Origin of the sequence: Viridibacterium curvum (assembly GCF_039544165.1) — a bacterium.
GTDB lineage: Bacteria > Pseudomonadota > Gammaproteobacteria > Burkholderiales > Rhodocyclaceae > Viridibacterium > Viridibacterium curvum.
This window is the reverse complement of the sequence record NZ_BAABLD010000005.1, coordinates 484,468-498,437: the sequence shown is the minus strand read 5'-3', so window position 1 is coordinate 498,437 and position 13,970 is coordinate 484,468. Positions and strand designations below refer to the sequence as shown.

The window sequence follows — 13,970 nt, the reverse complement described above, 5'->3', positions numbered from 1 at the left end:
TTGGCCAGATGCCTAACCCTGCAGTCGAGCGGGACAGCCAACAAGCTGCGCTTGTTGGTTCCCTCCGCGCTACGCGCTCCGGCTGCCCCTCACTTCTACGTTAGAGCTCTCACATGTCCTGCTTCGCATACGATTTGATGGGTGGTGTAGTTCACAACCCTAGCAAAGATGAAATGCAGTCGTTGCTTTCTTCGGTGGGCGCAGCGAATGCTGAGCACCCCGATGTTTCGCTGAATACAGAAGAAGGCTGGAGCCTGTCCTACTCAAAGGCAAAGAACATTGCATTTGAAAATGTAGAAACAGGTGAAGGTCCGTGGCACATGACAAACATCCAGATCGATCAGGCTTTGTCACTGTGGCTCTTGCTCTCTTCGGGCCACATTGAAGACGTAAAGAGCAAACCATGGGTTGATGGTTATGCGGGTTAAAAGCAAAAACGCCCCCTCGGCAATGGCACATCGCTCTAACAATTCCGTCGAGAGGGACCGCCCACAAGCTGCGCTTGTGGGTTCCCTTCGCGGCTTCGCCGCTACGGCGGCCCCTCACGTCAAACGTTAGATTTCGGAGGCTCAATTGCCCGTCTTGTTCGCCAGCGAATCAATTTTGCGAAACTGCGGAGGTACCCTCGGGTACCCAGACAACAGCCTATTCGTCATGCTCGAAGAAGATGCCTTCCGCATTCTTGAAACAAACAACTACAACCTTGCCTCGGTTTGTCGAGTCTTGGGTGTGCCTGAGACCTCTTGGAACAATCAGCGCGTATTTCTGGTACAGATCACCCAAGAGCAGATTCGAAATTTGCGGATTTCCAGTGGTAACGAAGCGGGGGTGGATTCAATGTGGGTTCCCGGCGGGTCACATGCTAGCGGCTTTAAGCAGGCTGTCATTGATCCGGTGCCGTTGGATAGCTGCGGCATGATGGAGGTTCAATGGAAGTCCTAGTCAACAATCCCTTCGATTTCGCCGTCCTAGCAGAAGGCGAAATGGGTTATGTAGTTGTAGTGTGCGGTACGTCGGCGTTGTTCGATGTGTGGATCAAAAAGCCCCGATCAGAGATTAATGCTCTTCTCTCAAACCAGTCTGCTTTGAGGTCTCTTGTTGATGCCACTAGGCTCAATCCAAAAATCTAACCCTGCAATCGAGAGGGACGTCCGCAAGCTGGCGCTTGCGGTTCCCTCCGCCTTCGGCTCCGGCCGCCCCTCATCTCCACGTTAGACCACTATGCTTAAGAACCTGATTTTTCTACTCCCCGTGCTGCTTACTGTCGGCTGCGCCGCACAGTTGCAGCTCAAACCCGATACAGGAGAGTCAGTCACTCTGCATCTGTTTGAAACCCAAAACTCAAGTCACGCGTATGGTCACCTCGCAATCTTTCAAGACGACTATGACTGCTACGGATTCTCAAAAATGGGAACGCGAGCTTCAGAGATGCCGGCAGTCAAGGTGATTCCAACAGCGGGGAGAAAGTTCTTAACCGTGGAAGTTAATTATGTTGGCATGTCTTTTCAGCACCCGGAGTCATGCTTGTGGAGCGTGACCTTCCCTATTCAGTCCGGCGACAAATACAAGATAGGCATCGGCAACAATAGTTCCGTGTGTTCGATTGAAGTCTTTCGTTTGACGAAAGATCAAGAGAGTCAAGTCCCGGTCAGGCTCACCAAACGTGAGAGCACGAAACCAATAATCGACGGGCAGGGCCCATGGTGCGTGAAGGACTCGGCATATCTCGGCTCGTCATCCCTTCTCCGGCCCCGCGAACAGTGAATCCTTGCCGTTCTCATGGCGGGTCTAACCCTGCAATCGAGAGGGACGTCCGCAAGCTGGCGCTTGCGGTTCCCTTCGCCTTCGGCTCCGGCCGCCCCTCATCTCCACGTTAGGCCAACTCGCATTACCCATGCTCCCGAATCCGCGACTCTCGCTTTCCGATCTCATATCTAATTCCAGCTCTATGAGCGAAGCCACCTACGAAAAATTGGTAGAAATTTTTCGAGAGTCAGATATCGGCGTGTTCATCATTGGCGTACCAGCCGGTACATCTCCCGGTAAAGTTCAGACGGCAGACCTGCCTCCTTTGTCACTCGGAAGAACAAGTCACCCAGACGGAAAGTCTCGGATCTTGGCGTTTGCCGACCCTCTCGATTTCATTGCCAAATACGGCCCCAAATGCAATGGATCACTCTCAGGACAACACATACTTGACACCGTTCTTCACTGGCAGGACTGTGATGGCGTCTTGCTAAACAGCGCAACATCCGAAAGATCGGTTTGTATAGACCGTTCCTACATAGAGCAGTTGTGTAGCAAGACCAACGCACCAACTCCAGCGAAATCAAAATCGCGGTGGTGGCCATTCAAAAGGAGATGATCGTGAGATCATCGCTGGAGGCTCTGCCTAACCCTACAGTCAAGCGGACCGCCTGCAAGCTGCGCTTGCAGGTTCCCTCCGCGCTAGCGCGCTCCGGCGTCCGCTTACTTCCACGTTAGACGCTTGTTTCGGTGCGGGCCTCTCGCTACGGTCTGCCCGGAGAGGCAATACTGGTGCGGCTCTTCAGGCACCATTTTTCAAGGCCCTCTTCCGCACTTTCTTTGGCGCAATCGCACGCGGGGTTTGAGGGCTCGGACGTTCGGGATGAGGGTGAGTCACGGACGATCTGGCGCGACAAGAATGGCTTGTCCGCGCACGAGAAACAGTTGGTCGTTCATCGCTCTGGCGCAGTTTCAATCGTGCAAGCGAACAAAAAAAAATTCACTGGCTTCATCGGTCAGCTTCGCGGGTCATGAGAGCTCTGTAGGGTCAGGCGGCTCACGCCGCGAGCGAAGGCACGCAACCCTGTGGCGGCACGGGCTGCTTCAGTGACCGAGATGATTGCGACGAGCAAAGCCAATGGTTATGCTGGGCGCAGTTTCCAACCCAAGGGCAATGCCGGTGTCACAGTCAGTCGCGGCTAACCAATCGGTCAACGGGACAGCCTGCAAGCTGCGCTTGCAGGTGCCCTCCGCGCTTCGCGCTCCGGCTGCCCCTTACCTCAAACGTTAGCCATATCAAATATGCACCTCCTCTACCCGTGTGATCCCTTTGATAAGAAGAAGCCTGACGAGGCATACGAAGAAGAATTCTCGGCTGCTCAAAGCGCTGGATTTACCTGCTTTCTGTTCTCTTCTGAAGATTTCGAGCTTGGCGAGTTCAAACCGCGTCCCACGAACGCTTTCGAAGGAGAAATCCTTTATCGCGGCTGGATGCTAACGCCGGCTCGCTACGCTCAATTGCAGGAGGCGATTGAGTCAAAGGGTGCAACGGCTGTCGTAACTGCCGAGGACTACCGACGATGCCACTATCTTCCCGAGTGGTACGAACAATGCAAAGACGTCACACCCAGAACGATTGTGCTCTCGAAGGACGACGATTTTACGACTTCGCTTTCCACGACTGGCTGGAGCGCTTACTTCGTAAAGGACTTTGTCAAATCACTTACCACTTCAAGAGGGTCTGTCGCCCGGAGCGTTGCCGAGGTTCGAGAGGTAGTCGACCTGATTGAGCGCTACCGCGGCCAATTAGAGGGTGGCGTGTGCATTCGTGAGCTTGAAGACTTATTGCCAGAAACAGAAGAACGGTATTTCGTCTTCCGTGGCAAGGCGTTCGCCCGCGATGGTGTTGTCCCCGAACTCGTTAAAGACATTGCGCGCCGTATCGAAAGTCCTTTCTTTTCCGTTGATATCGTGCTCAACAGGGAGGGCACGCCCAGGCTTATCGAGCTAGGTGACGGCCAGGTGTCAGACCGAAAGAAGTGGCCGGCCAGTACTTTCATTGAGGCGCTCAATGGCTAACAATTCCGTCGAGAGGGACGTCCCAAAGCTGCGCTTTGGGTTCCCTCCGCCTTCGGCTCCGGCCGCCCCTCACGTCAAACGTTAGCCGCTCGTTTCGCACCGCGCCCCTCTCCACGGCATGCCCGGAGAGCCAATACCGGTGCGGCTCTTCAGGCAGGTGTTTTGGGCCTGTTCTCGACACGAATTTTGAGCACGGACACTCAGTGGTCAGGTGGCACACGAACGCGCTGGCACGAGCACAACGCGTATCCGGGCACAAAGGCAAAACCATCAGGCGGTGTCACTTCGTAGGTGCCGGCTGTGAGTGCTGCACCCGTCGATGGGGCTTGGCGGCTGGCGCCGCGAGCAAAGGCACGCAACCCTGTGGCGGCACGTGCTACTTCAGCACCCGAGATGATTGCGACGAGCAAATCCAATGGTTATGCTGGGCGCAGTTTCAAACCCAAGGGCAATGCCGGTGTCACAGTCGGTCGCGGCTAACAATTCGGTCAAAGGGACAGCCACAAGCTGCGCTTGTGGTTCCCTACGCTGCTGCGCAGCTCCGGCTGCCCCTTACCTCAAACGTTATGCCTCTTAATTTGCGCCAATGACAGCTCTTGTCTTCGCCCTCCAACCTGAGCAAGTTTGCATCGCCATGGACACCCTTGTAATTGGTGCCGAGGACAGAATGCCGATGTGTTTTCAACGCAAATTCTTGGCTGTTCCAGAGTCCGATCTGGTGGTCGCGGGCACAGGACATTCGGGGTTTATCAATGGGTGGTTTCAGCATCTTCAAGCCAATTACGGCAGAGCGACGATTGACGAGTTGGATGCATACGCTTCGAGTATTTTTCGCGAATCGGTCCAAGCCGAAGGGGGGCTGAGCGGCCTTACTGCCACAATCTATCACTTCGGCTATTCAACCCAAGAAGAGCGGTATATTGGTTACGCCTATCGCTCAGAACAGAACTTTCGCTCCGATAGAATTCAGCAAGATGCCCTTGGGTTCAAGCCCGTTGTACCGGTTACGCTGAACGGAAATATTCGCTTCCCCGACTCTCTCATTGAAATCATCTTAGAGCAGCAACGTCAGGATCGCCTTCTGCCGTTAGCTGAGAGAGTAGGCATTGGCGGCGAAATAGAGTTTGTAGTGATGTCTGAACGCACAATACACGTTGAAACCGTGCACCGCTTTTCATCGTATGAAGCCGAGTCAATCCACATTGAGCAACGCACAGATGCATAACACTGCAGTCGAGCGGGACAGCCAACAAGCTGCGCTTGTTGGTTCCCTCCGCGCTACGCGCTCCGGCTGCCCCTCACTTCCACGTTAGGCCTTACCAAATGCTCCGCTTCTTTCAGCGTCTCTTCACAAAATCCGAAAGCGGCGGCGCACGCTCCACAAGTACTCCCACAAAAAATCAGCCTTCTTCACCCATTTCGGTCATCTACAACGAGCAGGGAGTTCAGTTGTACTTTGAAGGTGAAGTTAAGCAATCCGTCGCTTGGGGTGAAATTGATCTGATTGCAATCCGCATCGAAGATGAGTTCCTTCCTTTTCCTTATTGGTATGCTGGAAACCAAGACAACTTGCTTCGCATTCCGAATGATGCAGTCGGAGGAACAGAGCTATTCTTCGATGGTTTCAGCGAGTACGTGAAGGGCTACAAATCGGACGAAACATTTAAGGTCATCATTGAGGCTTCTGCAGCAATGGAAGGCTCTTTCGTTCTTTGGCGGGCCGAGAATGCAACCGCGGCCTAACCCTACAGTCAAGCGGACCGCCACAAGCTGCGCTTGTGGTTCCCTCCGCGCTACGCGCTCCGGCGTCCGCTTACTTCCACGTTAGCCCGGAATACTTGCGTTGTTCGTATTCCGAAGGGTCATAGCAGGTCCATGTAGGTTTCTGCCACAAAAAGTCAGGAGATATAAATGAAAGATTCAATTGCTGTTCCATTGCCTCTCTCAATGAGCGCGAGCGAGGCAGCAGCATGGTATCGAGCTATGGTCCCGCTGATTCCAGACCTACCTGTCGGAGCTTACTCCGGTGACAACGAACATGAGCTCGCTTACAGTAAATTTTCTGCTTATTGGGCTACGAAATCTATGCTTCGGTTGGCTGCGGCTCATTCATTAATAGAGCAAACAATTGCAGAAGAGTTCTTAACAAAATTTAAACTGCATTCAGCGGCCGAATACATCGGTCGAGCGTATGTTCTCGGCGAAGGAAAGTATGTTTTTTCTTACGCAATGGACATGCTCAAAGACGTTCCCGAGCACGAGAAGCGTCTATTTCCAGGGACTATCGGTGAATCTATAGGTCTGGAATATCAAGCCGCTGATGGAATCTATGTAGTTACTGAAGATGGCTGGATGAAGAAGGATGCGCAGTCTCAACGTTGAAGTGCAACGATCATCTGGAACCATAATAAATCTCCTTCGGGGTTTTGAACTGGTGTCTTTTTCTCGGTCGGGTATTTAATTCGTTAGCGATCCAGTCGCACTGTTTCTGCGTGAGCGTGCTCATGCAAGTGCCCTTGGGTATGTACTGCCGGATCAGGCCATTGAGGTTTTCGTTGGCCCCACGCTCCCAGGAGTGGTACGGCGTGGCGAAGTAGCAGGTGAGCGGGAAGCGCTCTTCGAGCGCCTTGTAGTCGTGGAACTCGGTACCGTTGTCCAGTGTGAGCGTATGGAAGCGGCCGGCATGCTCACGCAAGGCGATGCTGGCTGCCCAGTTCACTTGTCGGGTAGTCCGCGAGCTGATCTTCTTGATCACGGCGTAGCCGGATTTGCGTTCAAGCAGTGTGAGGATGCAGTGATGCTTGTCCTAACCAATGACCGTGTCGCCCTCCCAGTGCCCCAGTTGCTGGCGCTGTTCTATCGCCGCCCCCCGCTCGCTGATGTGGCGTTTGCCTGCCAGCACGCCCCGCGAGTCCTTGCCTGCGTACCGCTTGCGGCACACCTTGGTCATGATGCGCATATGTTTATAGAGCGTTCCGCCTTCGCGTTTGTCTCGCAGGATGTACCGGTAGATGGTCTCGTGACTCATCCTGCAGACTGCTTTTTGTCGCAGTACCGCACTGATCTGTTCAGGGCTCCACTTCTTGCGCAGCAGCGCTTCGACGGTCTGCCATTGCAAGGCGCTGTACCAGGAGCGTCGCCGTGCTCGTCGGCGTCTGGCGCTGGCGTATTTCTGCGCTTTCTCCGCACGGTAGCGCCCGTCGTGAGTCGTGCGGTTGCGCCGCAACTCGCGGCTGATCGTGCTGGCGGCGCGTCCCATGTGCCGGGCAATCGCGGCTTGAGACAGGCCCGCACTTTGCAGCCCCGTTATGCAGTATCTTTCCTCTCGGGTGAGCTGGTGGTACTTATTCATGAGTGCTTCCTCTTTCTTCGCGGGAAACGGAAGCTCTCAGTATCTCAGCTCGCCCTCCAGCTTCGCGGGGCGTTGCACTTCGTTTGTGAATCCGCGACGCCCAACAATTCCGTCGAGAGGGACCGCCTGCAAGCTGCGCTTGCAGGTTCCCTTCGCGGCTTCGCCGCTACGGCGGCCCCTCACGTCAAACGTTAGACATCGCATATGGGTCACCGAACAATCGTCTACGGCCATGTTCTACTTTTTCCTTCAAGGGAGGCCTGGCCCAATGCAGATGAAATCAATGCGAATGCACTTCAGGCGCTACCTGAAACGGATGAGTGGCCATTTCTTGTTCGCTCAATGTTCTCCATTTCGGAAAACCAAAACGTGAATCTGGCGTACGAGTATCGAGTGCTTCATTTCGGCGCCTCGTACAAGGAAATCGAGTTCGAGTGGGATGAGTGGCTCCAGAAGTTCGAGAGATTTTTGTCAACGCTGTTGGGCGTCACAGCTATTGTTCACATGGAAAGCGATCATTTCGGCAATCACGCATACGAATGGGTTTGTCAGCCACCAGCTGAGCCTTTGCCGCCTATGGCGTGGGAATTTCAGGGCGGGCAACGAAATTTCACTTGAAGTGATTATAGGCAAGGAAAATCGTGTGAAAGTATTGCCGCAAACGATGTCTAACCCTACAGTCAAGCGGACCGCCACAAGCTGCGCTTGTGGTTCCCTCCGCGCTTCGCGCTCCGGCGTCCGCTTACTTCCACGTTAGGCTTCCCAGATGAAAATCGCATTCGTCGCTGTCGTATCAATTTTTCTTAGCGCATGCGCCGGGCCGCAGGCCACATTGAAAAATTTCACTGTGTCCGGCGGTAAGATCATTCAACTCCCTGTGGCAGCGGGCGGCGCACTTCCCACAGAAGATAAAGAAATCCGCATTGAAGTTGCAGGGTTTCTAATCAACAGGGAAAAATTGGAGTTGGTCTACACTTTTGGATTCACGGAGAAGAACAAATCCACGCCAAAGAAGGTTGTCGTTGAAGACGTAACAGGAACCGAAGCTGTTCAGTTGGTACAAGACGACACACCAGCGCTCGTCGCACATGGCTACTGGATTGGATCTTCAACGCCCAGAAAATCGAATGATCCTTCGATAGCATGGCTGGCGCAGAACGGCGACACGGAGAAAGTGTTTCGATTCACAATCCATACGGCAGACGGAAGAGTATTGGTACTACATCAAGCCTCTGTGTGGTCAGGCGCAGCCAAGCCTCCTTTGCGTCAGATGCTAAATATGTAATGGTCAAACCACCGCCTAACCATACAGTCGAGAGGGACAGCCAACAAGCTGCGCTTGTTGGTTCCCTCCGCGCTACGCGCTCCGGCTGCCCCTCACTTCCACGTTAGGCCGCACCGGGCGACCGTGGCTCAAAGTCCAGAAATTTGATATGCGACCGATTTGGCGACGATCCGATATTAAGAGCAACGTGGAGTACGTGCTGTTGCTCATCGAAAGTGACTCTGGCGACCGCGAGTTTGAACTTCGTGCATTTGAACGAAAAGACGAAGCAATCCGTGGTGGCCGCTGTTGCTATAGAACTGAGAAGATTCCTTTCGAGCTTGTCTTACACGGGAACTTGTTTGGTATAGCCGAGCAAGTGCGACTCTCCGACGGTAATCGCTTCATCTTTGACTCAAATGGCCGTTGGCACACATGGGCGGAATACGAGGAGTTCAGGAACAGCTTCCCCGATTACAGGCACTACAACAGAGGGCGAAATACCAAGTTCACTCTGTCAATTCTATTGGCTCTTGGCATCCTGACTTTCCTATACAAAGTGTTCGGGTAGTGAGTATGCGTTGCTCAAGAACGACAACAGCAAAAGGAGCGAACGCAGTCTCAAAGTTGNACTTATTCATGAGTGCTTCCTCTTTCTTCGCGGGAAACGGAAGCTCTCAGTATCTCAGCTCGCCCTCCAGCTTCGCGGGGCGTTGCACTTCGTTTGTGAATCCGCGGCGGCTAACCCTTCCGTCGAGAGGGACCGCCTGCAAGCTGCGCTTGCAGGTTCCCTTCGCGGCTTCGCCGCTACGGCGGCCCCTCACGTCAAACGTTAGCCGCTCGTTTCGTTGCGGGCACCTCGCTACGGCATGCCCGGAGAGCNCCCAATGCAGATGAAATCAATGCGAATGCACTTCAGGCGCTACCTGAAACGGATGAGTGGCCATTTCTTGTTCGCTCAATGTTCTCCATTTCGGAAAACCAAAACGTGAATCTGGCGTACGAGTATCGAGTGCTTCATTTCGGCGCCTCGTACAAGGAAATCGAGTTCGAGTGGGATGAGTGGCTCCAGAAGTTCGAGAGATTTTTGTCAACGCTGTTGGGCGTCACAGCTATTGTTCACATGGAAAGCGATCATTTCGGCAATCACGCATACGAATGGGTTTGTCAGCCACCAGCTGAGCCTTTGCCGCCTATGGCGTGGGAATTTCAGGGCGGGCAACGAAATTTCACTTGAAGTGATTATAGGCAAGGAAAATCGTGTGAAAGTATTGCCGCAAACGATGTCTAACCCTACAGTCAAGCGGACCGCCACAAGCTGCGCTTGTGGTTCCCTCCGCGCTTCGCGCTCCGGCGTCCGCTTACTTCCACGTTAGGCTTCCCAGATGAAAATCGCATTCGTCGCTGTCGTATCAATTTTTCTTAGCGCATGCGCCGGGCCGCAGGCCACATTGAAAAATTTCACTGTGTCCGGCGGTAAGATCATTCAACTCCCTGTGGCAGCGGGCGGCGCACTTCCCACAGAAGATAAAGAAATCCGCATTGAAGTTGCAGGGTTTCTAATCAACAGGGAAAAATTGGAGTTGGTCTACACTTTTGGATTCACGGAGAAGAACAAATCCACGCCAAAGAAGGTTGTCGTTGAAGACGTAACAGGAACCGAAGCTGTTCAGTTGGTACAAGACGACACACCAGCGCTCGTCGCACATGGCTACTGGATTGGATCTTCAACGCCCAGAAAATCGAATGATCCTTCGATAGCATGGCTGGCGCAGAACGGCGACACGGAGAAAGTGTTTCGATTCACAATCCATACGGCAGACGGAAGAGTATTGGTACTACATCAAGCCTCTGTGTGGTCAGGCGCAGCCAAGCCTCCTTTGCGTCAGATGCTAAATATGTAATGGTCAAACCACCGCCTAACCATACAGTCGAGAGGGACAGCCAACAAGCTGCGCTTGTTGGTTCCCTCCGCGCTACGCGCTCCGGCTGCCCCTCACTTCCACGTTAGGCCGCACCGGGCGACCGTGGCTCAAAGTCCAGAAATTTGATATGCGACCGATTTGGCGACGATCCGATATTAAGAGCAACGTGGAGTACGTGCTGTTGCTCATCGAAAGTGACTCTGGCGACCGCGAGTTTGAACTTCGTGCATTTGAACGAAAAGACGAAGCAATCCGTGGTGGCCGCTGTTGCTATAGAACTGAGAAGATTCCTTTCGAGCTTGTCTTACACGGGAACTTGTTTGGTATAGCCGAGCAAGTGCGACTCTCCGACGGTAATCGCTTCATCTTTGACTCAAATGGCCGTTGGCACACATGGGCGGAATACGAGGAGTTCAGGAACAGCTTCCCCGATTACAGGCACTACAACAGAGGGCGAAATACCAAGTTCACTCTGTCAATTCTATTGGCTCTTGGCATCCTGACTTTCCTATACAAAGTGTTCGGGTAGTGAGTATGCGTTGCTCAAGAACGACAACAGCAAAAGGAGCGAACGCAGTCTCAAAGTTGAAGTGCAATACACCGATGCAAAAATCGCCTAACCCTACAGTCAAGCGGACCGCCACAAGCTGCGCTTGTGGTTCCCTCCGCGCTTCGCGCTCCGGCGTCCGCTTACTTCCACGTTAGACATCCCCTTTCAAAGGAACGACCGTGTGCATCAAAAACTGTGCCCTAGCTCTGATTCTTCTCACCTGCTTAGCAGGTTGTGCAAATCAATTGCGCTTCGTGTCCAATGTTGACTCCCTTTCTCGGGACGACGCTCCAACAAAGAAGCGATATGTTCTTATGCCGGGGAGCAAAGGAGTAGATGCCGCAGACCTTCAGTTCATGGAGTTCTCAGCATACGTCGACAAAGTACTGTCAGAAAAAGGGTTCGTTAAAGCTCCAAGTTTTCAAGAGGCTGAAATCGCGATCTTCTTCACTTATGCAATTGGAGATCCACAAACCTATCAATATTCCTACTCAGTTCCGACGTGGGGCCAAACTGGCATTGCCTCCTCAAATACATACGGAACTGTTTCCTCTACAGGCCGTACCGCTACATACAGCGGGACAACCACCTATACGCCGACCTATGGAGTAACCGGCTCCACAACACAGATAGGAACGAACACGGTCTACTCTAGATTTTTGTTTCTTGATGCATACGACACAGCAACGTACATAAAAGAAAACAAGATGGTCCAAGTATGGAAAACCAACGTTGTTAGCACTGGGTCAAGTGGCGATCTTCGTTTGGTCATACCTTACATGGTTGCAGCTATGAAGCCTTACGTAGGCACCAATACGCGTCAAAAAATCGAGGTCGAGGTTCTAGAAAACTCTCCCGAAGTCAAGGCATTGAGAAATGAAAAGGCGACAAAGTAGCCCGTCTAACACTACAGTCGAGAGGGACAGCCAACAAGCTGCGCTTGTTGGTGCCCTCCGCGCTTCGCGCTCCGGCTGCCCCTCACTTCCACGTTAGGCTTTTTCCATGTCACTAGCGATTTCCTTCTTTGACCCTACCGTTGAAGATGAGGATGCAGCCTTTCGTGGAATGGCTGAAATGCCAGGAGATTTGTTCGGTTGGGAGTCATGGCGTGGCGTCTGGGGAAGCAAGGAGCTGGTTAAACGAGGAAGTAAGTTCTTAGTGCATCTCAAGAAAAGCGACTTATACGTTCGGCCGATAGACATTCACTCGTTCCGAATCGAGCTCGAATCCATCTTGTCCGACTCCACTGATATCGCCCGAGCGCTAAAAATTGCAGAGGAAGATTTGCAATTCCACTTACACAATGCACTAGCGGCCTGTGCTCATGCGGAGCAAAAGGGCTTAGGTGTATGCATAAGTTAGATTTTTCGTGCACCTCATGTTTAGTTTCAAGATACAAGAGCAACACACATCGTGAAAAAATCGCCTAACAATTCGGTCAAAGGGACAGCCACAAGCTGCGCTTGTGGTTCCCTACGCTGCTGCGCAGCTCCGGCTGCCCCTTACCTCAAACGTTAGAGAACTCTCAATGTCCGATTACTACCAACGCATTGGCAGTGAAGCCGTCGAATTTGCAAACACCGACGTTCAAAAGTTACTGATCTATGCAGAGGTCGAGGATGGAGTAATTTCCTGTGATCTCTTCTACCTTCCCGTCTCCGGGGGCGATGTTCAGTTCCGCTTCTGCACAGCGAAGATGAAAGACATGGTTTATGAGTACTGGGAGCGTGGGCAAGGCCCAATCAAGCCAGAGTCTTGGGCGGTTATGCGGTACACCGTCGAGGCAGGAAAGTTCTCTGTTGCTCACGAGTACCCCGATCAGATCGATAAAGACGAAGACTGCTCCGACAGGCGGCCACGGGCAGTCGCATCTTTCTTCCCTGGCGCCCGCATTGACTATTCAAAACCATGAGGCATTTGCGGCAGCTGTTCTCTAACCCTGCAGTCAAGCGGACCGCCACAAGCTGCGCTTGTGGTTCCCTCCGCGCTTCGCGCTCCGGCGTCCGCTTACTTCCACGTTAGGCAACAACATGTCGCCGCATATTTGGCTCGCTGTTCGGATTCTCTTTGTTGGATTCTGGTGCTACTCAGGTCTTTCCAGCAGTTTCGCACCGACTACTGCTGATCCGCTTACTCTTATCTTCGCGTGTGCATTTGGCGCATTGGGGGTTAGGTACTGGATATTCCGTCCTTACAAAAAATCTAACGCCCCATGGCTTAAACCTTCGTGGTTTCTAAATCCATTCATGTCACGCCAACCCTTCCAGTTTTTCCACTTGGCAGGGGTGTCATTTGTTTGCTTTGCCTTGTTCGCTATGCTCTCAAGTGCCTCATCCGTCACATTTGGATCATGGCCGTGGGAGGTATTTCCTGGGGCATTTGGCGTGGGCACTTTGCTTGGCATACGGTGGACAACATATGCTTACCGAGACCGCTTTCAAGATGCGCAAACCAATGCATAGGCCGTCTCCCATAATGCTGCGCACAAAGGCACATAGTCTCAACGTTCAAGTGCAATACCCAATGCAAAAATCGCCTAACCCTGCAGTCAAGCGGACCGCCACAAGCTGCGCTTGTGGTTCCCTCCGCGCTTCGCGCTCCGGCGTCCGCTTACTTCCACGTTAGATGCTTGAAATCTCAATGAGCAATTTGCCTTTGCCCGAGCAGTTTGAAATCAATGAAGCGTGGGTCGCTTTCAAGCTCAACACCTCGCCGATTTTCACCAAGGAAGATGGTGAGTTCAATTGCTTTTCATTGATGGATGCGGCTAGTGGTTTCATTCTCAGCACGTCCTTTGTCTCTGTGCTGGCCACTTCGCTTCCAGCGGAGGATGTAATTAAAATGATGGAAGAAGCCCACGCTCACAAGCATGAATGGCCAAAGCTGTTGCTCTGCCAAAGTGGGCAAGCGGTAGATGCCATGATTGAAAAGGCAGAAAGGCTTGGCATTTCTGTCCGTGTCGTTCCCGAGTCACAATTGGATGTCTTTGTCAGCGATGCTAAAGAGGGTTTCAATGAGCGGTTCGGTAGCGGCGATCTTCACTAGGCGCAAGAT

Annotated in this window: 14 protein-coding genes and 1 pseudogene; 14 read left to right on the top strand and 1 reads right to left on the bottom strand. The window is 52.8% G+C overall.

Features of this window, described 5'->3' with window-relative positions; genetic code table 11:
• Positions 1 to 113 precede the first annotated feature (113 nt).
• The 7 genes from ABEA02_RS06370 (at position 114) to ABEA02_RS06340 (ending at position 6,207) form a co-directional block, all read left to right on the top strand.
• Positions 114 to 428, top strand: coding sequence for a hypothetical protein (locus tag ABEA02_RS06370; RefSeq protein ID WP_345532036.1), 315 nt, complete (start codon positions 114 to 116; stop codon positions 426 to 428).
• A 226-nt stretch (positions 429 to 654) separates the two neighbouring features.
• Positions 655 to 942 (top strand): hypothetical protein, encoded by a 288-nt coding sequence (locus ABEA02_RS06365; RefSeq protein WP_345532035.1) that lies wholly within the window; start codon positions 655 to 657, stop codon positions 940 to 942.
• A 279-nt stretch (positions 943 to 1,221) separates the two neighbouring features.
• Entirely contained in the window at positions 1,222 to 1,764 is a 543-nt protein-coding gene (locus tag ABEA02_RS06360; protein WP_345532034.1) for a hypothetical protein, read from the top strand.
• Positions 1,765 to 3,048: 1,284 nt separating this feature from the next.
• Positions 3,049 to 3,825 carry an ATP-grasp domain-containing protein gene (locus tag ABEA02_RS06355; RefSeq protein WP_345532033.1) on the top strand — a complete coding sequence of 259 codons (777 nt, stop codon included), beginning with the start codon at positions 3,049 to 3,051 and terminating at the stop codon, positions 3,823 to 3,825.
• Positions 3,826 to 4,411: 586 nt separating this feature from the next.
• Positions 4,412 to 5,050, top strand: coding sequence for a hypothetical protein (locus ABEA02_RS06350; RefSeq protein WP_345532032.1), 639 nt, complete (start codon positions 4,412 to 4,414; stop codon positions 5,048 to 5,050).
• A gap of 98 nt (positions 5,051 to 5,148) precedes the next feature.
• A complete protein-coding gene (locus ABEA02_RS06345; RefSeq protein WP_345532031.1) occupies positions 5,149 to 5,568 on the top strand; it encodes a hypothetical protein in 420 nt (139 codons plus the stop codon).
• Between the two features lie 168 nt (positions 5,569 to 5,736).
• Complete coding sequence (locus ABEA02_RS06340; protein ID WP_345532030.1) at positions 5,737 to 6,207, top strand: hypothetical protein; 471 nt, start codon at positions 5,737 to 5,739, stop codon at positions 6,205 to 6,207.
• A gap of 10 nt (positions 6,208 to 6,217) precedes the next feature.
• Here the strand turns inward: ABEA02_RS06340 and ABEA02_RS06335 are convergent.
• Positions 6,218 to 7,177, bottom strand: a pseudogene (locus ABEA02_RS06335) (IS30 family transposase).
• A gap of 204 nt (positions 7,178 to 7,381) precedes the next feature.
• Between ABEA02_RS06335 and ABEA02_RS06330 the strand changes: the two are divergent.
• The 7 genes from ABEA02_RS06330 (at position 7,382) to ABEA02_RS06300 (ending at position 13,961) form a co-directional block, all read left to right on the top strand.
• A complete protein-coding gene (locus ABEA02_RS06330) occupies positions 7,382 to 7,795 on the top strand; it encodes a hypothetical protein (RefSeq protein WP_345532029.1) in 414 nt (137 codons plus the stop codon).
• 148 nt (positions 7,796 to 7,943) lie between these two features.
• Complete coding sequence (locus ABEA02_RS06325; protein ID WP_345532027.1) at positions 7,944 to 8,462, top strand: hypothetical protein; 519 nt, start codon at positions 7,944 to 7,946, stop codon at positions 8,460 to 8,462.
• Between the two features lie 940 nt (positions 8,463 to 9,402).
• Complete coding sequence (locus ABEA02_RS06320; protein WP_345532028.1) at positions 9,403 to 9,678, top strand: hypothetical protein; 276 nt, start codon at positions 9,403 to 9,405, stop codon at positions 9,676 to 9,678.
• A gap of 148 nt (positions 9,679 to 9,826) precedes the next feature.
• Entirely contained in the window at positions 9,827 to 10,345 is a 519-nt protein-coding gene (locus ABEA02_RS06315; protein ID WP_345532027.1) for a hypothetical protein, read from the top strand.
• Positions 10,346 to 11,170: 825 nt separating this feature from the next.
• Entirely contained in the window at positions 11,171 to 11,812 is a 642-nt protein-coding gene (locus ABEA02_RS06310; protein WP_345532026.1) for a hypothetical protein, read from the top strand.
• 632 nt (positions 11,813 to 12,444) lie between these two features.
• Positions 12,445 to 12,828, top strand: coding sequence for a hypothetical protein (locus ABEA02_RS06305; protein ID WP_345532025.1), 384 nt, complete (start codon positions 12,445 to 12,447; stop codon positions 12,826 to 12,828).
• A gap of 728 nt (positions 12,829 to 13,556) precedes the next feature.
• Entirely contained in the window at positions 13,557 to 13,961 is a 405-nt protein-coding gene (locus tag ABEA02_RS06300; RefSeq protein ID WP_345532024.1) for a hypothetical protein, read from the top strand.
• Positions 13,962 to 13,970: the final 9 nt, after the last annotated feature.

What these genes read in the sequence shown, in the direction of transcription:
- ABEA02_RS06345 (WP_345532031.1), top strand. Translation starts at nt 5,149, where the DNA reads ATGCTCCGCTTCTTTCAGCGTCTCTTCACAAAATCCGAAAGCGGCGGC.
- ABEA02_RS06360 (WP_345532034.1), top strand. Translation starts at nt 1,222, where the DNA reads ATGCTTAAGAACCTGATTTTTCTACTCCCCGTGCTGCTTACTGTCGGC.
- ABEA02_RS06370 (WP_345532036.1), top strand. Translation starts at nt 114, where the DNA reads ATGTCCTGCTTCGCATACGATTTGATGGGTGGTGTAGTTCACAACCCT.
- ABEA02_RS06355 (WP_345532033.1), top strand. Translation starts at nt 3,049, where the DNA reads ATGCACCTCCTCTACCCGTGTGATCCCTTTGATAAGAAGAAGCCTGAC.
- ABEA02_RS06340 (WP_345532030.1), top strand. Translation starts at nt 5,737, where the DNA reads ATGAAAGATTCAATTGCTGTTCCATTGCCTCTCTCAATGAGCGCGAGC.
- ABEA02_RS06305 (WP_345532025.1), top strand. Translation starts at nt 12,445, where the DNA reads ATGTCCGATTACTACCAACGCATTGGCAGTGAAGCCGTCGAATTTGCA.
- ABEA02_RS06365 (WP_345532035.1), top strand. Translation starts at nt 655, where the DNA reads ATGCTCGAAGAAGATGCCTTCCGCATTCTTGAAACAAACAACTACAAC.
- ABEA02_RS06300 (WP_345532024.1), top strand. Translation starts at nt 13,557, where the DNA reads ATGAGCAATTTGCCTTTGCCCGAGCAGTTTGAAATCAATGAAGCGTGG.
- ABEA02_RS06350 (WP_345532032.1), top strand. Translation starts at nt 4,412, where the DNA reads ATGACAGCTCTTGTCTTCGCCCTCCAACCTGAGCAAGTTTGCATCGCC.
- ABEA02_RS06330 (WP_345532029.1), top strand. Translation starts at nt 7,382, where the DNA reads ATGGGTCACCGAACAATCGTCTACGGCCATGTTCTACTTTTTCCTTCA.
- ABEA02_RS06320 (WP_345532028.1), top strand. Translation starts at nt 9,403, where the DNA reads ATGTTCTCCATTTCGGAAAACCAAAACGTGAATCTGGCGTACGAGTAT.
- ABEA02_RS06325 (WP_345532027.1), top strand. Translation starts at nt 7,944, where the DNA reads ATGAAAATCGCATTCGTCGCTGTCGTATCAATTTTTCTTAGCGCATGC.
- ABEA02_RS06315 (WP_345532027.1), top strand. Translation starts at nt 9,827, where the DNA reads ATGAAAATCGCATTCGTCGCTGTCGTATCAATTTTTCTTAGCGCATGC.